This window comes from Pseudodesulfovibrio tunisiensis, from assembly GCF_022809775.1.
Taxonomy (GTDB): domain Bacteria; phylum Desulfobacterota; class Desulfovibrionia; order Desulfovibrionales; family Desulfovibrionaceae; genus Pseudodesulfovibrio; species Pseudodesulfovibrio tunisiensis.
Genome location: NZ_CP094380.1, coordinates 2,472,731 through 2,492,948, shown reverse-complemented (window position 1 = coordinate 2,492,948; position 20,218 = coordinate 2,472,731). Strand labels below are relative to the sequence as shown.

Below are 20,218 nucleotides of genomic sequence, written 5' to 3'. Positions count from 1 at the left end.
TCAGTCGATCAAGACCCTCCCGGGCCAGCTTCGGAACCGGAAAGGGAGAAAATGCCTTCGGCGACCCTCCCGGGGGGCCGGGCTCTGCCCGGACCCGCCAAGGAGCAAGGCCCCTTGGATCCCCATTCTGTCTTGAGAATTGAAAAAGGCCCGATGAATGCTCTGTCGAGACATTCACCGGGCCTTTCCCAATTCTCAAGACGGGGTAGCTGGCTTCAAAAGAGAAACTTGCTTCTTTTCCTTTGCCTGTTTCCCCCGAGTTTCTTTCTTCGATATCGAAAACTTTCGCTTTTCCGCAGCTCCCTACGCCGCCAGACAAGCCGGACAAGTTCCCTCATCCCTCACAGGCGGCGTAGAACCAAAAAGTTTCGGAGAGTCCAGAGAACCCCTTTTCAAAGGGTTCTCTGGTCGCCGAAGGCATTTCTTTTCTTAAAAGGCCCACTTGGCGCGGAGCCATGCGCCGTGATCCTGATTCTGGTCGGACATTTCGCCGGCATAGCCAAGCTGGAAGGTCCAGTCGCCCTTGATCATGGAGACGAACGCTTCGAGGTTGGCGGCGGTCAGGTCGCTCTTGGAGTTGACCGTGACAGGAGTGGCTCCGGGCACGGACTGGGTGGTCGAGGTCGAACCATCGGTCAGGGTCTGACGCAGTCCTGCGTACACGGACGGGACGAGCGTGAAGCCGTCGCATTCGATGTTGCGCATCCAGCGCAGACCCGCGTTGGCCTGCAACTCGTGATCGTCGAGCGTATTGTAGGTGGTTCCGGTTCCGCCCGTGACCTTGGTGGTGTAGCGATCGCGATGAATCCAGATGTGCGTCAGGCCGAGGGTCGGCATGAAGATGTTGTCGTCGTATACGAACTGGTAACCGCCGAGGATGCGATTGACCGAGCCGAAGCTCTCGTAGTCGGCCTTTTCGCGGTCGGTCAGGTTCACGCCGGTCATGCCCTTGTAGTCGTGCAGGGTCAGATACGGGGTGATGGAACCGCTAAGCAGCCACTTGCCCCACAGCTTGCCTGCATGCACGCCGAGGGTGAACAGGTCCTGATCCTCGCTGTTCCGGGTGTAGCCGCTGCCGTTGAAGTCGATGCCTGCGCGGCCGTAGCCGCCGTGGATGCCGAGTACGGTGTTGTCGTTCTGGTATTCCCAGCCAAGGGTCAGGCCGCCGACCGTGGCTTCATAGCCCATGGGCGAACGTGTGGACTTGGACCAGGAGCCGTAGGGCATGGCGAACACGTCATGGTTGCCCTTGTCCTCGGGCAGCACGCCCCCGCCGATGTCCGTGGCCGTGGTGCGCGCATCCGCAACCATGACCGGGGATTCGTTCTCCGCGAGCATGGTCTGGGCCAGCGACTGCATCATGGCGTTCGTGGCCATGCGGTTCTGCACCACGTTCACCGCATTCATGACCGACAGTTCGGCCACTTCCGCGGACACGTTGGAGGAGGACTGCTCAGGCTTGTAGTCGAGACGCACCGTGTCGTCGGCGCGGCTGTCGCCCTTGGTGTAGGTGACCACGTAGTTCGGATTCGGGGTGGACATTGTCCCCCATTTGCCGTTGATGGCTGCGGTACCGTCCATCCCGAACACTGTGTAATCGGTTTCGTATTTCGTTCCTTCAACCTTCAGCGGCGTATTTGCCAAATCCAGGGTCGCGCCATTGTCAACAAGAATGGATGGGGTGGTCGGCGTGCCGTCAAGGGTGAGGGTGTATCCCTCAGCCAGAGTGGCCGTGCCGCTGGCAATACGCATTTCATAGCCATTGCCCGTGGTCAGCAGCTGGCCGGTGTTGGTGATTGTCACGGACTTGTTGCCAGCATCAACCCTGATGCAGGCTTCGGAACTGGTGATTGTTCCGGTGTTTTTCACATCCACATTGCCCGTTGCCAGTATTCCGATTTTGGCGGCGATTTCACCGGAGTTGGAAGCTTGGCCGCTTTCTATTTCGATTCCGGTGTCCGCTGAGATCGAGCTGTAGTTGCGGGCAGTGCCAGAGGCAACCTTGATTCCGGTTTTGGCATTGCTGATCGTTCCGTCGTTGATGACATTGCCAGATCCCACATCGATGCCTGTTTCGGAAGCCGAGATGGTGCCGGCGCTTTTGTTGGTGACAGAGTTGCTGCCAGTTGTGGCGTTGACCTTGATTCCGACCTTGGCATCGGTTATCGCGCCGGAGTTGATGGCTTCGCCTTTCACCATCTCGATTCCGGTCTGAGAAGCCGAAATGGAACCTTCATTAGTGATGTAGCCTTGGGAAGCCACCTTGATTCCGACATCGGTGGCAGTTATCTGACCGGAATTCTCGACCGTACCGCTACCCATCTCGATGCCGGTTTCGGCCTTGATGGTGCCACAAGACCCACTGTTTTTTATGTTCGAGACAGTACCGGAATCGGCCTTGATGCCGATCTTGGCGTCAGTTATCTGACCCAAATTCTCGACCTTGCCGTCTCCCATCTCGATGCCGGTCGCGAATCCCGAAATCGTACCGTTGTTGGTACTCGTTTGGTTCTCGTCACCCTTTTGGATCACAACGCCAACGCTTGTCTCGGCTGATCCGTCAGCTGTGATGTTGCAGTTTTCGCCATTGTAGAAATAGGCATCGTCGCCGGTCATGCGAACGCCCACATCCGAGGCCGTCACCGTGCCGTAATTATTGAATTCGCTGTTGTCACCGGAAAGTTCGGCTCCGGTTGTGGCAGTGATTGTGCCGTTGTTATCAACCTTGGCGTTGTCACCGGAAAGTTCGGCTCCGGTGTCTGCCGTAATAGCTGTATTCTTGCTGAGCTTCACCGTGGTGTCAGCCTGTTCGGAAACAACGCCGCAGGTGCTTCCACTGCCGTTGGTTAGTTTAAGGCTACCGTTGACGATGGTGACCTTGGAACCGGCCTTGTCGGTTCCGGTAAGGCGGACCCCGTAAAGATTTTTCTTGGTTTCCGACGGGTCGACCGTTCCCGTAACCTCTCCATCAAAGTTCACGGAACCGTTATTCACGCTACCGGAGACGATGCTGAAGGAGTCGGTGGCCCCATCAGGCGTTGCAAAATCGTCTTTTGTAAAATCGGTTTTGGTGCTCTCCCCGCCTATGGTCTGGGGGGTGCCTTCGCCAAGCACGTATGCCGATTCGGCAAGCGCGATTCCCGGAAGGGCCAGCAGGCCGCACAGGGACAGAGTTCCTACGAACGTTCGCATGGTATCGAGTTTGCGTTTCAACATTATTGCTCCTGAAAATGTTTTTGAAATCCGGATGAATTCTACATGGTAGAGATATCCCTTTTATATGTAAAGGGTTGTCAGGGCATGGATTGTTCCGGCGTCGACTTCGGGCGAAATCCGCATCATGACACGCTTTGGCGCATGTTTTTCATAATGGGCCGGATGAAATCGCATTGTCGAACCCGCGCCGCCTTCCTGCTCTGCCTTTACAGGCGAAGGGTATTTTCGTAGGAAGGCAATGCCCGCGCACCCTCTGGGGAAATCGGGAGCGCGGAGCAGCCGGGCAATGGGAGTTGCCCTGAAATCAAGGAGATTTACCATGACGAAACTCGCCATTCTTTTTCCGGGACAGGGGTCTCAGGAAAAAGGCATGGGCCGCGACGTGGCTGAAAAGCTCGACGAGGCCATGGACCTCTGGAAGCTCGCCGAACAGGAATCCGGGCTGCCGCTCCGGGAAATCTACTGGGACGGCGAGGCCGCGGACATGGCCGACACCCGCGCGCTTCAGCCCGCGCTCACCGTGGTCGATACCAGCCTGTGGCTCTGTGCCAGAGGCAAGCTGAATCCGGCCGCGGCCGCCGGGCACAGTTTGGGGGAATTCGCGGCTCTGGCCGCTGCGGGCGTGCTGTCCGTGAAGGATACGATCAGGGCCGTGGCCCTGCGCGGCAGACTCATGGCCGAGGCCGGACGCGAAGGGCAGGGCATGACCGCCGTGGTCAAGCTGGGCCGCGAAGCCGTGGAGGACATCGTGTCCACCGTGGTCAAGGCCACGGGCGGAGAACTGCGCATCGCCAACTACAATACGCCAGCCCAGTTCGTGATCAGCGGCGAGGAGGAACCGCTTCTGGCCGCCGGGGTCCTGGTCAGGGAACAGAAGGGCCGGGCCATTCCTCTGGCGGTTTCCGGCGCGTTCCACAGTCCGCTCATTCAGGAGGCGGCCGACGAGTTCGCCGCATTCCTGAACACGCTGGAATGGAACGCCCCTGCGTTTCCGGTTTTTCACAACGCCACCTCCCTGCCCGAGAGCGATCCCGAGCGGATCAGGGACATCATGCAGAAGCAGATGACTTCCTCGGTGCTCTGGATTCAGACCATGGGCAACATGTTCGATCAGGGCATGCGCGGCTTTGTCGAGATCGGTCCCAAGGGCGTGCTGAGAAAGATGCTCGCAGCCAATCTCAAGGGCCGGGAAGAGGACTGGGAGGCAAACGCACTGGCCAGTCTGGAACAGATCGACGCCCTGTAATCCGGCATGTCGCCACGAAAATGCAGCGCCGTCCCGGGAACTTCGGGACGGCGTTTTCCTGTCCGGCCGCCCGGAATCGCTACTGCGTAGCACGGCTTTTTCATGGCAGATGACGGGCATGAACCCGGGGCTTGCACAGGGCCGAACACCGTATATATTAGACAGGCGCGGACAAATTCCGTACAAGACTCCACCGAAGCGCGCGTGAAACGCAGTGTGCGTGCGCGATCAACGTGTATTTCGCCCTCAAGTCAGAGAGCTTATGAGCAAGACGGACAATATCAGAAATTTCAGCATTATTGCCCATATCGACCATGGCAAGTCCACGCTGGCCGACCGCATTCTCGAACTCACCGGCATGGTGTCGGATCGGGAGAAGAAGGACCAGTATCTGGACAAGATGGAGCTGGAGCGCGAACGGGGCATCACTATCAAGGCCCAGACCGTGCGCATTCCGTACACGGCTCCGTCCGGGGAAAAGTACGTCCTGAACCTGATCGACACCCCGGGTCACGTGGACTTCAGCTACGAGGTCTCCCGTTCCCTTGCCGCGTGCGAGGGCGCGCTTCTGGTCGTGGATGCGACACAGGGCGTGGAGGCCCAGACTCTGGCCAACGTGTACCTTGCTCTGGACAACGACCTTGAGGTCATTCCGGTCCTGAACAAGATCGATCTGCCCAGCGCGGACCCCGAGGCCATTGCCCACGAGATCGAGGAAGTCATCGGGCTGGACTGTTCGGACCCGATCTCGGTTTCCGCCAAGACCGGCATGAACGTGGACAAGGTTCTGGACGCGGTGGTCAATCAGCTGCCCGCGCCCAAGGGCGATCCGGACGCGCCGTTCAAGGCCCTGATCTTCGATTCGTGGTACGATTCGTATCAGGGCGTGGTGGTGCTGTTCCGCATTTTGGACGGCCAGCTCAGAAAGGGCGAACGCATTCGCATCTTTTCCACGGGCAAGGATTTCGAAGTCACCCGGCTCGGCGCATTCATGCCCGAGGCCGTGGACATCAAGACCATGGGACCGGGCGAGGTCGGATTCCTGTGCGCCAGCATGAAGGAACTGGGCGACGCACCCGTGGGCGACACCATCACCAAGGTGGAGAACCCCGTGGCCGAGCCCTATCCGGGCTTCAAGCCGGTCAAGCCCATGGTGTTCGCGGGCATCTATCCCGTGGAACCCGCCGAATACGAGACCCTGAAGGCGGCGCTGGAAAAGCTCCAGCTCAACGACGCGGCCTTCACCTACGAGCCGGAAGTCTCGCAGGCGCTGGGCTTCGGATTCCGTTGCGGCTTTCTGGGCCTGTTGCACATCGAGATCATTCAGGAGCGGCTGGAGCGCGAGTTTCAGGCCAAGCTCATCACCACGGCCCCGTCCGTGGTCTACAAGGTGGACACGGTCAAGGGCGAGTCGCTGGAGATCGACAACCCGAGCAAGCTGCCCGACCCGACCAGTATCGAGACGATTTTCGAGCCGTTCGTGCGGCTGGAAGTGCACGTGCCCAACGAATTCGTGGGCGCGGTCCTGGCCCTGTGCGAGGAAAAGCGCGGCATCCAGAAGAACATCGGCTACCTGACCGAAAATCGCGTGGTCATCACCTACGAGATTCCCTTTGCCGAGATCATGTACGATTTCTTCGACAAGCTGAAGTCGTCCACCAAGGGCTACGCGTCCCTTGATTACGAGATCATCGACTATCGCGCCGCGGACATGGTCCGGCTGGACATCCTGATCAACGGCGATCCCGTGGATGCGTTCTCCTGCATCGTGCACAGGGAAAACGCGGCCCGCATCGGCCGCAGTCTGGCCCTCAAGCTCAAGCGGTCCATTCCGCGCCAGCTTTTCGAGGTCGTGATTCAGGCCGCCATCGGCAACAAGATCGTGGCCAAGGAGCGCAACGCGCCCTTCCGCAAGGACGTGACTGCCAAGTGCTACGGCGGCGACATTTCGCGCAAACGCAAGCTTCTGGAAAAGCAGAAGGAAGGCAAGAGGCGCATGCGCCGCATGGGCAACGTGGAGATTCCGCAGGAAGCCTTCCTGTCCGTGCTCAAGGCCGGGGACGACTAGCCCCCTTGCATTCCCCGCCCCCCACGCCTTGCCGGGCCGGGGACGCAACCCAAAACGAGACTGCCCATGACTACTGAAAAAAGTTCCCTGCGCGACACGTTCGAGGCCATTGCCATCGCGCTTGTCCTGGCTCTGATCATCCGGGCCTTCGTGGTTCAGGCCTTCAAGATTCCGTCCGGGTCCATGCTCGACACCCTGCAGATCGGCGACCACCTGCTGGTCAGCAAGTTCTCCTACGACATCCGGCTGCCCAGCAACATCCTGCTGGACACCACGGGCGGCAAGGTGATCGTCAGGACCGGAGACCCGCAGCGCGGCGACATCATCGTGTTCAAGTTTCCCGAGGACGAATCCAAGGATTTCATCAAGCGCGTGATCGGCCTGCCCGGCGAGACCATCGAGGTGCGCGACAAGGTCGTGTACATCAACGGTCAGCCCCTGAACGAGCCCTACGTGCTGCACACCAAGTTCACCAATGCGCCTATTCGCGACAACTTCGGGCCGTACACCGTTCCCGAGGGCCGCTATTTCATGATGGGCGACAATCGCGAAGGCTCCTACGACTCCCGCTGGTGGGGACCGGTGGCCCGCGAAAAGATCGTGGGCAAGGCCCTGTTCATCTACTGGTCATGGGAATCCCTGACCAACATCCGCTGGGACCGCATCGGCAACGTGATTCACTAGGGCCGGTTGCCGAAACCGATGAGGAAATGAAAGGGGAAGCCGAACGGCTTCCCCTTTTTTTCGTTGTTGCGAGGCCTCGACGCTACGGGCGTTCGACCTTGCGTTCCCATTCCTCGATTTCTTCCTCTTCCGGAACTTCCTCCCAGCCCGAGAACATGGCCGCCACATGGGCCGTGACCGTATGGCCCGTGGTGGTCATGTACAGGTGGACCAGCAGGAAGATGAGGATGGCGAACGCGCCGATCATGTGGATCAGGGCCACCATGTCCAGAGTCAGGAACCCGGCCACGCCCCAATCGGTCCAGTCGTTGTAGCCCCAGTAGAGCAGGCCCGTGATCATCTGGAGCGGCAGCAGCACTGCGGTCAGCCCCAGATAGGTCAGGCGCTGCATGGGGTTGTGCTTGGCGTCCTTGCGCTTCTGCACCGGATGCGGCTCGCCCCTGAATATGCCCGAGGCATAGTACCGGATCACTTCCAGCAGCTTTTTGGACGTCGGCGCATACTGCTTGTACTCGTGGGTCACGAACAGCCAGAACACGATGAACACGAACAGGATCAGCCATGTCAGGCCGATGGTGTTGTGCAGGTCCACGGCCTTCATGAACCCGAGCAGGTCGATGGTGCCGTGCACCTCGAATCCCGTGGCGAGCAGAAGGATGATCAGGATGGCCTGAATCCAGTGCCAGAACCGCTCGAACTTGCTGTACAGGTATATCTTCTTCATCTTGTGTCCGGTCATGGCCTACTCCTCCTTGCGCTTCAGGCCGGCAACGAAGCGCATGATCCCGTGGATGATGACGGCCACAAGGGACGCGCCCACGCCGAACCAGCCTGCCGCGTCCACGACCTTGAACGAGTCGCGCGCAGGCATGTAGAACCCGCCCAGATTCTTGAGGCGGCTATCGGTGCGGCTGTGGCAGGCGCTGCACTGAAGCGCATTTTCGCGCGGGGCCACCATGTGGGTGGTGGGGAACACGTACGCGGTCTGCACGAATCCGTATTCGCCGCTGTAGGGCTGACCAACGTATTCCATGCCCGCCCTGATGGAGTTGTTCCAGTCGAAGTGCTTCCAGAACGCGGTCTTGTCGTCCTTGCCCTTCGGGAAGAGGTGCGGCACCACCATGACCTTGTTGACCTTGTCGTACGGAGTCAGGCCGCGGTGCACCTTGAAGGGCATGATCCGGGCATTGGGATTGTCGCGCGAGCCGTTCGGCCGGTTCAGCCAGACCTCGTGCGTGGGGTCGATGCGGTCCTTGATCGTGATGTGGGACAGGGTGCCGTCATACCAGTAGTATTCCGGAACCACGTTTCTGGCCCACTTGAATTCGCCCTTCTTCTTGTCGAAGATCGGCTTGCCGTCCTCGCCCTTGACCTTGGCCTTGCCGTCCATGAGCTGTCCGGCCTTGGACCAGTCCCACCACATCTTGGTGGGTTGCGCCCGGGCGTATTCCGGGATGTGGCATGTCTGGCACGCCACCTTGTCGGTGTGGTCGTTGAGCTTGGCATCCATGCCCCGGATGTGCGGTTCGGTGCCGTGGCAGGATTCGCACATGATCTTGTCGCCCAGATCGTCCTGAAGCAGGCTCTTGCGCTCTGCCGCGGCCGGGCGACCGTAGATGCGGCCCGCTATGTGGTGGGCCTTGGTGGTATGGCAGCGCGTGCACTGGAATTCCTGGCCACCGGTCTCCTGCGAGCCCATGTGCACATCAAGCTGCTTGCCGGGCCTGGTGATGGAGGAGTCCAGGTCCCCGTGCTTGACTGCGTCGCCCCCGCCACCGAAAAAGTGGCAGGTGCCGCAGTTCCTGCGTGAGGGAAGGCCCACGCTCTGGGACACCTTGGCCCAGTCCGGGGCGTAGTAGGTCTTGCCGTTGCCCTTGAAGAGCTTGCCCTTCTGCCTGTCCGGATTTTCCGGGTCCGCGATCCACGGCGCGGGATATCCGGATCCGGCGGGAAACTTCTTGTAGGTGCCGGTCTGCTCGTGACAGACCAGACAGTCGATGCGATTCTGGGAGGCAAAGTCGAAATGCTTGTCCTTCCATCCATAGCCGGCGTGACAGGAAGTGCAACGAGCCTCGTTGCTTGCCACGTTGATTCAGAAGTTGTTGACGGAAATGCCGCCCTTGCCGAATTCGCCCGGCTTGCCATCGTCCTCCAGATCGCGCCATGTCCAGTGAATGGTCTTGTGGAACTGGTCGCCCGCCTGATTGTGACACTTCAGGCAGGTGGCGGTCACGTCCTCGGGCTTCATGGTCTTCAGGGTTTCCGCGTCGAACTGGAGTTCCTTGAACTTGCTGTGATCCGCGGTTCTGGTGCGGACCAGAGGCTTTGCCTTGGTGGCCTGAATGGCCATTTCGCGCCCCGGGGCCGATTCGTGGTCCACTGCGGCGAACCCCTGTCCGGCCGCGGCGATCCAGAATACGGCCGCGAGCAGACAGAGCGCGCCTTGCCGCATGAATCCGTGCATTGAGCACCTCCTGGTCATCCTGTTGCATGCCCGCTCCCCATCCGGTTTCGTTCGAACGCGCGGGACACGAGAGACACGATTACCTTTCCCATACCTTTTTTTCATGAGTTTGACACATGATAATCAGGGAAATTCCAACGGGTTCCCGGATGTTTCAGCTCCTCGTGTCAAAATCCGGCCATGGTGGCAATCATGATTCATATATGAGATACATGCGGAAAAAGGTCATTGATCGAGATCAACATGAGCGGAAAAAAGACAAGGAATCTCAAGGCCCGGCTTGCCGAGCTGGAATTCTTCAAGGGCGTGTCCGGCGAACAGCTCGACCTGTTCTGCGCCAATGCCGTGGAAACCGCGCATCAGCCCGGCGAGGTGATTGTTTCGGAAAGGCAGAAGGTGCGCGGCTTCTTTCTGCTCGTCAGTGGTCGGGCCAAGATGTTCAAGACCTCGGCCCGGGGCAGGGAGCAGACCCTGTACTTCTTTTCCCCGGGCGAACCCTTCTGCCTGTGTTCGGCGTTTCATGCCGAACATTCGCCTGCGAGCGTGGCCGTGCTGGAGCCGTCGAGCATCGTGTCCCTGTCCATGTCTGCATTCGAATCCATTGCCGGGCAGGACCCGGCCCTGCTGTTCAACATCGTGCGCGTGCTCTCCACCCGGCTGCGCCAGTCCATGGAGCTGATCGAATCCCTGTCCCTGCGGGAGATTCCCCAGCGCGTGGCCGCCTACCTCTCCCATCTGCCCCGAACCGGCGACGCACGCATCCATCTGCCCATGACCCATCGCGAGCTGTCCAAGATCATCGGCGTCACGCCCGAGGCCCTGTCCCGAACCCTGCGCCGCATGGCCGATCTGGGCATGCTCACGGTCAAGGGCCGCGCCATTGCCGTGCTGGACGAACAGGGGCTTGCCGACTGCATGGACAACGGCCTCTAGTCTTTCCCCACGGGTTTTCCGGTTGGATTTGTTCGGAATACGTCGTACTGTGACGTATCCTGAAACCGGCAACCCGGTGCTGCGCATGAAGAAAACGCATATCCTGCTTGGTTCGGCCTGTGTTCTGGCCCTGATTCTCGGGGGCGCACTGCTCCTTTTCGTGGCGAAAACCCCGGATACCGGGGATGAGCCGCCCAGTCTGGCGCGGATCATGGACCCGTGGAAGGGCGATCTGGACGACATGGTCAGGGAACGCCGCCCGGTCCGTGTGCTGGTCAGCTACGACAAGACCAATTTCTTCATGGTTCGGGGCAGAATGCGCGGGCTGGAATACGAACTCATGCGCGGGTATGAGAAGCATCTCGGCAAGAGCGGTCCCAGGTTTGGCAAGACCGCGCGCGTGGTGTTCATTGCCGTGCCTTTCGACAGGCTCGTTCCCGCCCTGCTGGAAGGCCGGGGGGACGTGGTGGCTGCCGGCCTGACCGTGACCAGAGACCGGGAACGCAAGGTGGCCTTCACCGAACCCTATCGCACCGGAATCCGGGAAATCGCTGTGGGCGCCAAGGACGCCCCGGCCATCGGCACGCCCGAGGATCTGGCCGGAAAGACCGTGTGGGTCATGGCCGGGAGCAGCTACAAGCCGCATCTGGAGACCTTCAACGCGGAATTGCGTCAGCGGCATCGGCAGGCCGTGCGCATCCGGGAGGCGGATCAGGGGCTGGCCACGGAAGACCTGCTGGAAATGGTCGATGCCGGGATCATCGACTATGCGGCCTGCGAGGCGCACCGGGCCGAGTTGTGGCATCGGGCGCTGCCGGACACGCGTCCCTACGTGGACGCGCCCTTCAGCGCCGGGGACAGTCTGGCATGGGCGGTGCGGCCCGGGGACCGCAAACTGCTGGAAAGCCTGAACGCCTATGCGGCCCGGGTGCGTGAGGGCACGCTCATGGGCAACATGCTGTTCAAGCGCTATTTCGAGGACCGCAATCTGGTCAATCCCGTGGCTGTCAGAGAACGCAAGCTGCTGGCCGAATACGCGCCCCTGTTCCGCAAGTACGCGGACATGTACGGGTTCGACTGGCTCAAGATCGCGGCCATGGCCTATCAGGAATCCCGATTCGACATGGGCCGCAGGAGCAGCAAGGGCGCAGTGGGCCTGATGCAGATCAAGCCGTCCACGGCCGCCGATCCCAACGTGAACGTGCCGGACGTGACCACGCCCGAAGGCAACATCCACGCCGGAGTCAAGTATCTGCGTTTTCTCAAGGACCGCTATTTTTCCGATCCCTCCATCCCGGAGCAGGCCAGAGTGGATTTTGCTCTGGCCGCATACAACGCGGGCCCGGCCCGCGTGAACGAACTCCGGACCCGGGCCGGGAAAATGGGCCTTGATCCGAACCTCTGGTTTCGCAACGTGGAATACGCGGCCTATGAGACCATCGGCGCGGAAACCGTGACCTACGTGGCCAAGGTGCTCATCTACTACGCAGCCTACCGGACCATGAATCAGGTGCTGGAGGAACGGGACGCGGCCCGCGAAAAACAGGGGCTTTCTCCGGAAAACACCTTCTGACAGGCTGTCTCAAAACGGGGATCTGCGGCGTTGCTGCGAAAAGGCCAGACTCTCGCGTATGGGAATACGCGTCGATCCTGCCCCTTTCTTGCGCCTTGCATCTCCCCATTTTGAACCAGCCTGTTTTGGATGCAGGGAATCTGCGGCGTTGCTGCGAAAGGGCCAGACTCTCGCGTATGGGAATACGCGTCGATCCTGCCCCTTTCCTGCGCCTTGCATCTCCCCATTTTGAACCAGCCTGTTTTGGATGCAGGGAATCTGCGGCGTTGCTGCGAAAGGGCCAGACTCTCGCGCATGGGAATACGCGTCGATCCTGCCCCTTTCCTGCGCCTTGCCTCTCCCCATTTTGAACCAGCCTGTTTTGGATGCAGGGAGTCTGCGGCGTTGCTGCGAAAGGGCCAGACTCTCGCGTATGGGAATACGCGTCGATCCTGCCCCTTTCCTGCGCCTTGCATCTCCCTCTTTGGGGGCCAGCCTGATTTGCTGCCGTGGTGGTCCGTTTTTTTCCGAAAGGGGATTGTCGAGCCGATTGTTCTGCGGAAGATCAGATATTCTGCTCCGGACATGGAATGCGTACCGTGAATACTGCGCCGCCGTCGGGCCTGTTCTGCACGCGAATTTCGCCGCCAAGCTTGTCCGTGACCATGGAATAGACGATCGCCAGCCCCTGGCCCGTTCCCTTGCCCACGGGCTTGGTGGTGAAGAAGGGGTCGAAAATGCGGTTGCGCGCGGCATCGGGGATGCCGGTCCCGGTGTCGGCCACGCGAATTTCCGCCCAGTCGTCGATCCGGGCCGTGGTGATGAGAATCTCGCCCTTTTCTCCGGACTCCCCGACCACGTCGCCCACGGCATGGGCCGCATTGACCAGCAGGTTCAGGATGATCTGGTTCAGATCGCTCGGAAAGCAGGGAACATTGTCCATGCCGTCACCGTATTCGGTCCTGACATCGGCCACGTACTTCCATTCGTTGCGTGCCACCATCACGGTGTTGGCCACGGCCTCGTTCACGTCCACGGGCTGCATCTCGTCCTTCTGGTCGGAATGGGCGAACACCTTCATGCTCCGCACGATGTCCGTGACCCGATCCAGCCCGGATTGCGCGTCCTCCAGAGCCGAAGGCAGTTCCGTCACCACGAACTCCAGATCCATTTCCTCGGCCTGGTCCCCGATTTTCTCGATGATCCGTTCCCTTTCCGCGGGAGCGGCCCGGACCAGCTCGAAAGCCTGCTGGGCCAGAGGGAGCAGGCTTTCGACAGAATCGCCGAGAAAGCGGACATTGTCGCCCACGAACTGGAGTGGCGTGTTGATTTCGTGAGCCAGTCCCGCCGAGAGCTGGCCGATGGACTCCATCTTTCGTGCCTGCTGAAGCTGGTTTTCCATCTTCTTCTGTTCCCGGATGTCGAAGACGATGACCAGACGTCGGTTCCGGGTTCCGGTCAGGGCCGGAATCACGGTCATGCGGACCGGAATGCAGGAATCGTCCGGCAGGCACAGGCGCATGTCCTCCCAGGTGCGCAGGGCGCATTCCGAATCCAGGGCGCAGGGCTCGTCGTTCGGGAAATGCCATTCAACCACCTCGCCCACGGGCCGTCCGATCACGGCAGCCTGTTTCCGGTCCACCAGTTGCGCGGCGCGTTCGTTCATGTCCAGCAGGGTGCCGGTTTCCGTTTCCACCACGAAAATGCCTGCGCCGATGGCCTCCAGAATGCGTCGCTGCGTCTGTTCGCTTTCCCGGAGCGCGGCCTGTGCGTGGCGCTGTTCGGTCACGTCCTGCACCGTGCCGATCATGCGGACCGGCTTGCCGTGCTCGGTCTGCACGGATCGGCCTTCCTGACGCACGGTCTTTTCTCCGCCGTCCGGCAGAATGACGCGGTGCTCCACCGTGAACCGGTTGCCGCTCGTCAGGGCGCGGTCCATGGCCGCCACCACCCGTTGGCGATCCTCGGGATGCACATAGTCCATGAACGCGGCATAGGATGGCGCATCATGCTCGGGATCCAGCCCGAATATGCGGTACATTTCATCGGACCAGACCAGGGAATTGTCCGCAACGTGCCAGTCCCAGTTGCCCAGCTTGGCAATGGCCTGCGCCTGTGCCAGAGCCTCCTGCGCCCGCTTCTGTTCGGTCACGTCCAGATGCGTGCCGGAAAGCCGGACAGGCTTGCCCTTGCGGTCCCGGGCCGTGACCTTGCCCCGGGTCAGTATCCAGCGCCAGGCCCCGTCGCTGGCCCGCAACCGGATGGTGACGTCAAAGGAGGAGGCGCTTCCGTTCAGGTTCCTGTCCACAGCCCCCCAGATCACGTCCCCGTCCTCCGGATGCAGCAGATTCCGGAAGGTTTCCGGAGTCTGGGCGAGATTTCGGAGGTCGTAGCCCAGCATGGACGCCCAGTTGGCTCCATACACCACCCGGTCGGTTTCGAGATTCCAATCCCAAGTGCCCAGTCCCGCGCCGTCTATGACCAATTCCAACCTTTCCTTGTTTTCGCGCAAGGCGTGTTCCGCCTGAATCCGTCCGGATATGTCCGTGACGTAGGCATAGCCGAATTCCTGTCCCTCGTACTTGAATCGATGCGCCACCACCTCCACGTTCAGCCGTGTGCCATCCTTGCGTATATGGACGGTCTCCACGACGATTCTCCCTTCGCGTCCCGCCTTGCCCCAGAGATCGTAGAATTCCTGCGGAGAGAGTTTGCCCTCGATGTCCATCAGATTCAGGGACTGCAGTTCCTCCCGGGTGTACCCGAGCAGGTCGCACATCCATGGATTGGCGTAGAAGATGGTGCCGTCCAGCTGCATGCCCAGCATGCCGATGGACGCATTCTCCTCGGCGAATCGGGACATGAGCAGCTTCTTTTCCGCTTCCTTGCGACGGGAAATGTCAGTGACGAATCCGAATCCGAAGGTCTCTCCCTCGAATTCCACGAGATGCTGGAGCACCTCCACCGGGACAACCCTGCCGTCCCGCGTTGCGTGGGTGGATTCGAACCTCCGGCTGCGGACCATGCGCAGGGTTTCCACGTATGCGGCCCAGGCTTCGCGACGAATGGGCACGGAAATGTCCCAGACGTACATGGCCTCGAACTCCTCGCGCGAATATCCGAGCATGGCCGAGGCCGCATTGTTGGCGTAGAAGAGACGGCCGTTCATGTCCGCGCCGTAGATGGCCGTGCCTGCGTTGTCCAGCAGGTACTGGGCCCGTCCCAGTTGGGTCTGGATTTCCTGCTGTAGTCTGATCTGCCTGCGCAACTGGGCGACGTTCCAGAACAGGCAGACCGCGAGTATGCCCCAGCTCGCGGCCACCAGCAGGTGCACCAATTCCATGGTGTCATGATCGTCGTGCGGAATGAGATAGACGGAAATCACGGAAGACAGACCCAGGACAAGGGCGAACGCCAGCATTCCGATGAGAAATGTCGGAGACAGCGGGGAGGGTAATCTGTTCCGTTTCAAGATGATCGGGCGTGCGCGCATGCCATTCAGAATATCACTGAAGCCGTCCGTCTCCATTATAAAAGAAACGAAGGAAACTGTCCGGTTCATTTTAGATAATATCTAGACATAACGGTCCGAAAAGACGGCATTTTTGTGGATTTCCCCCACATGTGACGGGATTCCGGCTGGTTACATGGGAAAAAAACGTGTAAATACTGAGGCAGGCGGTTTGAAAAACACGGTTTTTTTCAGTTGTTCGGTAAACTAAATATGGAACGGGCCGATAAGCGGATAGGCACAAGGCCCGGATATGATACGAATATGAATGACACAATGACGCTGACGGACAGGCTGGCTCTGGTTCGTCGGGAGATTGACGAGGCGGCAAGGGTGGCCGGGCGCGCGCCCGAAGACGTTACTCTGGTGGCGGTGTCCAAGCTGCATCCTGCGGAAAGCATTCGCACGCTGGCCGAGGCCGGACATGCGGACTTCGGGGAAAACTACGTGCAGGAGGCCACGGACAAGATCGAGACGCTGGCCGGGCTGGACATCCGTTGGCATTTCATTGGCGGGCTTCAGTCCAACAAGGCCAGATTCGTGGCTGGCAGATTCAGCCTCGTGCACAGCGTGGACTCGATCAAGCTGGCCAAGGCGTTGAACAGGAAGGCGGAAACTCTGGGCATCGTGCAGGACATCCTGCTTCAGGCCAGTCTGGCCGGGGAAGAGCAGAAGTCCGGGGTGGAGCAGCAGGGGCTGAACGAACTGGCCGACGCGGTCATGGAGATGAACGGGCTGCGGCTTCGGGGTCTGATGACCCTGCCTCCGTTCTTCGACGAACCCGAGGCGGCGCGGCCCTATTTCGCCCGGCTCCGGGAACTGCGCGACGCACTGGAACCCCGGCTTGGCATTTCCCTGCCGCACCTGTCCATGGGCATGACCGGGGATTTCGTCCCGGCAGTGGAAGAGGGCGCCACGCTGGTGCGCATAGGCACGAAGATTTTCGGGCCAAGGCCCTGTAAAAGATAACCTGAATCGGATAAGGAACGGGTATGGATCTCGGGACCGTCATAGGCATCGTGCTCTCTTTCGGCTTGGTCGTGGCCGCCATCCTGACAGGCTCCAGCCTGATCGTCTTTGTTTCCATCCCATCCTTTCTCATCGTCATCGGCGGCACCATTGGCGCGGCTCTGGTCAACTTTCCCATGGGCTACGTCATCGGCGTGATCGGGGTCATCAAGAACACGTTCTTTTCCAGTCTGGACAACCCGGCCGACATCATCGAGCGGTTCAAGGACTACGCCAACCGCGCCCGCCGCGAAGGCATCCTGTCTCTGGAACCCCTGATCAAGGAAATCGATGACGACTACATGCGCAAGGGCCTCCAGCTCACGGTGGACGGTCTGGAGCCGTAGACCATTCAGGAGATCATGGAGACCGAGATTTCCTATCTGGAGGAGCGGCACGCCAGCGGTGCGGACGTGGTGGCCCAGCTCGGCGTGCTCTGCCCGGCCATGGGCATGATCGGCACGGTCATCGGTCTGGTGCAGATGCTCCAGACCATGTCCGACCCCAGCACCATCGGCCCGGCCATGGCCGTGGCCCTGCTCACCACCCTGTACGGCGCGATTCTCGCCAACCTCGTGTTCAACCCCATGGCCGGCAAGCTCAAGGCCCGGAGCAAGGAAGAAGTCCTTGCTCCGGGAAATGATCATGGAAGGCATTCTCGCCATTTCCAAGGGCGAAAACCCGCGCATCATCGAGGAAAAACTCAACAGCTACCTCCCGCCCAAGGACAGGCTGGCTTCGGACTAGCCCGCGACGGCGCAACGAATCGCGGCTTTCCGACAGCCTGACGACTCGGGACGGCAAGGGAAAGGCACATGGCCAAGAAGAAGAAAAAGGTCCTCTGTGAGGAGATGCCCCCGTGGCTGATCACCTTCACGGACTGCATGACCCTCATGCTGACCTTTTTCGTGCTTCTGGTCAGCATGGCCAAGGTGGACGAACGGCGAAAACTCATCGTGCTCGGCTCCATCATCGGCACCTTCGGCTGGCACGACAAGAGCTACGAGGTTTTTTCGCGCAAGGATACCCGCCGCACCGTGGAGCCCGGTCCCATTGATTCCGGAGACCTCGAGCCGCTCAAGCCCCTGATGTGGGAAAATGCCGAGGACGACCTGCGCTTCGAGTCCAACAGGTTCGTGCAGGTGCTGTCCGTGAACGCGGACGTGCTGTTCGCGCCTGCTTCCGCCACACTGACCCCGGACGGCGTTGCGCTTCTGGACCGCATTGCCCCGGTGCTGCTTCGCGCCCAGTACCCCCTGCTCATTGCCGGGCATACCTCGGAACTGCGCGATGAACTGGGACTCAACTACGAACCGGGCGACGACGAACGCGTGCCCGATCTTTCGTGGAAACTTTCCCTGAATCGTGCTCTGGCCGTATATCGTCACATGCTGGATGCGGGCATGCCCGCGGACATGCTTCGGCTGGAGGGATTCGGCAAATACCTGCCCAAGGCGCCCCAGACCAACGCGGAAAACCGTCGCCTGAACCGGCGGGTGGACATCGTGCTGGACAAGCGCAGCCTGCGCATGGGGCAGGAGGTGCGCGAACTCGCCCCGGATCGCGTGCCCGCGGACGACGGCACCTTTGACGTGGACGGGTTCATCTTCGACCTGAACCGGCCCGGAGGCTAGGCATGGCCAAGAAGAAAAAGAAGACATGCCCGCCGCTGGCGCTCTGGCTGGTCACGTTCTCGGACCTGACCACGCTGCTGCTCACGTTTTTCGTGCTTCTGCTCTCCATGTCCTCAATGGACAATTCCCTGATCACCACCGTGACCCTGACCACGGGCGACCTCGGGCTGCTGGACAAGCGCGGCTCGGGGCGTGCCTCGGCAAAGGAGCGGCTGGTCGCGGAACTCATGGACAAGCCATGGGAAGTGCTGGACAAGAAGGACCGCATCAAGGACCTGCTGTTCCCGGACGAAATCCTGCCGCCGGACATCGATCGGCAGGAACTGGACCGGAATCTCGACATTCTGGCCAAGCCCGACGGTGTGGCACTGGTGTTCACGGACAACCTGCTTTTCGATCCGGGCTCGGGCGAACTGTCCATTGCGGGCAGGGCGCTCATCGACCAGCTCGTGCCTCTGCTTTCCCTGAATCCGGCCCCGGTCAACATTGCGGGCTACACCGATTCGACCGAGGACGCACCCTATGCCCTGTCCGGAGACAGGGCGCTGGCAGTGCTCGCCTACCTCGTACAGGCAGGCATCCCGGACAGGCGGTTCTCCCTGTCCGCATACGGCGCGGCCTTTCCCGTGATCGACCGATACGGCAACCCGCTGGACACGGCCATGAACCGGCGGGTGGAAATTCTGCTCAAGACGGCCCGGCCCGTGGGCGGATACATTTAGCTTCGCGAAACGCTCTGGAAAACCGGACCGTTTCACGCTATGAATGATCAGGACAACGAATTGAAACAACAAGGTGGTTCCCGTGGCTGACGCAGAACTCCAGGAAGAGAAAAAGAAAGGCGGAATGCTCAAATGGATCATCATCGCGGTGGTGCTTCTGGCCTTGGCCGGAGGCGGCTATTTCGCGTATACGCAATTCTTTGCGGCTCCGTCCGAGGAAAACGCAGCGCAGGAGGACGAAGCTCAGGTTCCGGCGGAGCAGCTTGAAGGCCAGCTCGTGCCCCTGCCCGTGTTTCTGGTGAATCTGGCCGATCCTCTGGGGCGACGCTATCTCAAGCTCGGGCTGGAAGTGGAGATCAAGGACGCCGAAGCGCAGGCCGCCATGGACAAGAGCATGGCCAAGATCAAGGATTCCCTGCTGCTCCTGCTTTCCAGCAAGACCTACGACGAACTTTCCACCATGCAGGCCAAGATCGAGCTCAAACAGGAAATCGTGGATCGGCTGAACCAGATCATCGGCAACGGCAACGTGCTGCGGGTCTACATCACGGAAATGGTCATCCAGTAAGTTGCACGCATTTTGCAATCCTTTCTTCGGACCGTCCGGTTTCAGACGGTCATGCGTGTGAACAACCTCTGACAAGGTGTGGCGACAATGAGCGACGATCAGGATAAACTGGCGCAGGAATGGGCTGACGCACTGATGGACGGCGGCGACGTTCCCGACCCGGCCGCTGCCGGGGACGGCCCGCCGGACGACGAGGCTTTGGCCGACGAATGGGCTGCCGCCCTTGCGGATCAGGAGCAGGACGAGGTCCGAAACGAAAAGGAACAGGCTTTTCTGGCCACCCAGACCAAGGACGCGGAGTTCCGGGACATGACTGCCGAGGCCAAACAGCAGGCCAATGTCTCGTCCGGCAAGCGCGATCTGGATTTCATTCTGGACATTCCCCTTGAGGTCTCGGCCGAACTGGGCCGCACCCGGCTGCTCATCAACGAGCTGCTGCAACTCGGGCAGGGGTCTGTGGTGGAGCTGAACAAGCTCGCTGGCGAACCGCTGGAAATCTACGTGAACGGCAAGCTCGTGGCACGCGGTGAGGCCGTGGTTATCAACGAGAAGTTCGGCATCCGGCTGACCGACATCATCAGCCCGATCGAACGGGTGAAGCAGCTTGGCTGA

Annotated in this window: 14 protein-coding genes and 1 pseudogene; 11 read left to right on the top strand and 4 right to left on the bottom strand. The window is 60.3% G+C overall.

All coding sequences use genetic code 11. The features are described 5' to 3' along the window. Nucleotides 1-429: 429 nt before the first annotated feature. Entirely contained in the window at nt 430-3,216 is a 2,787-nt protein-coding gene (locus MPN23_RS12095; RefSeq protein ID WP_243544449.1) for an autotransporter outer membrane beta-barrel domain-containing protein, read from the bottom strand. 319 nt (nt 3,217-3,535) lie between these two features. On the opposite strand from MPN23_RS12095, the gene MPN23_RS12090 reads away from it, so the two are divergent. The 3 genes from MPN23_RS12090 to lepB all read left to right on the top strand — a co-directional run bounded on the left by MPN23_RS12090 (nt 3,536) and on the right by lepB (nt 7,214). Continuing rightward, on the top strand, nt 3,536-4,462 hold the full coding sequence (locus MPN23_RS12090; RefSeq protein WP_243544448.1) for an ACP S-malonyltransferase: 927 nt from the start codon (nt 3,536-3,538) through the stop codon (nt 4,460-4,462). A 262-nt stretch (nt 4,463-4,724) separates the two neighbouring features. Continuing rightward, nucleotides 4,725-6,530, top strand: coding sequence for a translation elongation factor 4 (lepA, locus tag MPN23_RS12085; RefSeq protein ID WP_243544447.1), 1,806 nt, complete (start codon nt 4,725-4,727; stop codon nt 6,528-6,530). Nucleotides 6,531-6,596: 66 nt separating this feature from the next. After that, a complete protein-coding gene (gene lepB / locus MPN23_RS12080) occupies nt 6,597-7,214 on the top strand; it encodes a signal peptidase I (RefSeq protein ID WP_243544446.1) in 618 nt (205 codons plus the stop codon). Nucleotides 7,215-7,296: 82 nt separating this feature from the next. On the opposite strand, the gene MPN23_RS12075 is transcribed toward lepB, so the two are convergent. Both MPN23_RS12075 and MPN23_RS12070 read right to left on the bottom strand, forming a co-directional pair. Then, nucleotides 7,297-7,953 (bottom strand): cytochrome b/b6 domain-containing protein, encoded by a 657-nt coding sequence (locus MPN23_RS12075; RefSeq protein ID WP_243544445.1) that lies wholly within the window; start codon nt 7,951-7,953, stop codon nt 7,297-7,299. A 3-nt stretch (nt 7,954-7,956) separates the two neighbouring features. Continuing rightward, the gene (locus tag MPN23_RS12070) at nt 7,957-9,678 is read right to left on the bottom strand and encodes a tetrathionate reductase family octaheme c-type cytochrome (protein ID WP_424450053.1); all 1,722 of its coding nucleotides are present in this window, start codon (nt 9,676-9,678) and stop codon (nt 7,957-7,959) included. A gap of 243 nt (nt 9,679-9,921) precedes the next feature. Here MPN23_RS12070 and MPN23_RS12060 point away from each other — a divergent pair, with 243 nt between their 5' ends. Next, entirely contained in the window at nt 9,922-10,611 is a 690-nt protein-coding gene (locus MPN23_RS12060; protein ID WP_243544442.1) for a Crp/Fnr family transcriptional regulator, read from the top strand. 85 nt (nt 10,612-10,696) lie between these two features. After that, nucleotides 10,697-12,184 (top strand): MltF family protein, encoded by a 1,488-nt coding sequence (locus tag MPN23_RS12055; protein WP_243544441.1) that lies wholly within the window; start codon nt 10,697-10,699, stop codon nt 12,182-12,184. A 544-nt stretch (nt 12,185-12,728) separates the two neighbouring features. Here the strand turns inward: MPN23_RS12055 and MPN23_RS12050 are convergent. Further along, the gene (locus tag MPN23_RS12050; RefSeq protein WP_243544440.1) at nt 12,729-15,584 is read right to left on the bottom strand and encodes a PAS domain S-box protein; all 2,856 of its coding nucleotides are present in this window, start codon (nt 15,582-15,584) and stop codon (nt 12,729-12,731) included. 354 nt (nt 15,585-15,938) lie between these two features. Here MPN23_RS12050 and MPN23_RS12045 point away from each other — a divergent pair, with 354 nt between their 5' ends. The 6 genes and pseudogenes from MPN23_RS12045 (at nt 15,939) to fliN (ending at nt 20,218) form a co-directional block, all read left to right on the top strand. After that, nucleotides 15,939-16,643 carry a YggS family pyridoxal phosphate-dependent enzyme gene (locus tag MPN23_RS12045; RefSeq protein WP_243544439.1) on the top strand — a complete coding sequence of 235 codons (705 nt, stop codon included), beginning with the start codon at nt 15,939-15,941 and terminating at the stop codon, nt 16,641-16,643. 23 nt (nt 16,644-16,666) lie between these two features. Next, a pseudogene (locus MPN23_RS12040) lies at nt 16,667-17,429 on the top strand (motility protein A). Between the two features lie 68 nt (nt 17,430-17,497). Next, nucleotides 17,498-18,316 carry an OmpA/MotB family protein gene (locus tag MPN23_RS12035; protein ID WP_243544438.1) on the top strand — a complete coding sequence of 273 codons (819 nt, stop codon included), beginning with the start codon at nt 17,498-17,500 and terminating at the stop codon, nt 18,314-18,316. A gap of 2 nt (nt 18,317-18,318) precedes the next feature. Further along, complete coding sequence (locus MPN23_RS12030) at nt 18,319-19,038, top strand: OmpA/MotB family protein (RefSeq protein WP_243544437.1); 720 nt, start codon at nt 18,319-18,321, stop codon at nt 19,036-19,038. 82 nt (nt 19,039-19,120) lie between these two features. After that, nucleotides 19,121-19,606 (top strand): flagellar basal body-associated FliL family protein, encoded by a 486-nt coding sequence (locus tag MPN23_RS12025; protein ID WP_243544436.1) that lies wholly within the window; start codon nt 19,121-19,123, stop codon nt 19,604-19,606. Between the two features lie 87 nt (nt 19,607-19,693). Then, on the top strand, nt 19,694-20,218 hold the full coding sequence (gene fliN, locus MPN23_RS12020; protein WP_243544435.1) for a flagellar motor switch protein FliN: 525 nt from the start codon (nt 19,694-19,696) through the stop codon (nt 20,216-20,218).

Bases quoted from the DNA above. Each gene is read 5' to 3' on its own strand.
- MPN23_RS12060 (WP_243544442.1), top strand. From the start codon at position 9,922: ATGAGCGGAAAAAAGACAAGGAATCTCAAGGCCCGGCTTGCCGAGCTG.
- lepA (WP_243544447.1), top strand. From the start codon at position 4,725: ATGAGCAAGACGGACAATATCAGAAATTTCAGCATTATTGCCCATATC.
- MPN23_RS12030 (WP_243544437.1), top strand. From the start codon at position 18,319: ATGGCCAAGAAGAAAAAGAAGACATGCCCGCCGCTGGCGCTCTGGCTG.
- MPN23_RS12045 (WP_243544439.1), top strand. From the start codon at position 15,939: ATGAATGACACAATGACGCTGACGGACAGGCTGGCTCTGGTTCGTCGG.
- MPN23_RS12075 (WP_243544445.1), bottom strand. From the start codon at position 7,953: ATGACCGGACACAAGATGAAGAAGATATACCTGTACAGCAAGTTCGAG.
- lepB (WP_243544446.1), top strand. From the start codon at position 6,597: ATGACTACTGAAAAAAGTTCCCTGCGCGACACGTTCGAGGCCATTGCC.
- fliN (WP_243544435.1), top strand. From the start codon at position 19,694: ATGAGCGACGATCAGGATAAACTGGCGCAGGAATGGGCTGACGCACTG.
- MPN23_RS12050 (WP_243544440.1), bottom strand. From the start codon at position 15,584: ATGCTGGCGTTCGCCCTTGTCCTGGGTCTGTCTTCCGTGATTTCCGTC.
- MPN23_RS12035 (WP_243544438.1), top strand. From the start codon at position 17,498: ATGGCCAAGAAGAAGAAAAAGGTCCTCTGTGAGGAGATGCCCCCGTGG.
- MPN23_RS12055 (WP_243544441.1), top strand. From the start codon at position 10,697: ATGAAGAAAACGCATATCCTGCTTGGTTCGGCCTGTGTTCTGGCCCTG.
- MPN23_RS12090 (WP_243544448.1), top strand. From the start codon at position 3,536: ATGACGAAACTCGCCATTCTTTTTCCGGGACAGGGGTCTCAGGAAAAA.
- MPN23_RS12095 (WP_243544449.1), bottom strand. From the start codon at position 3,216: ATGTTGAAACGCAAACTCGATACCATGCGAACGTTCGTAGGAACTCTG.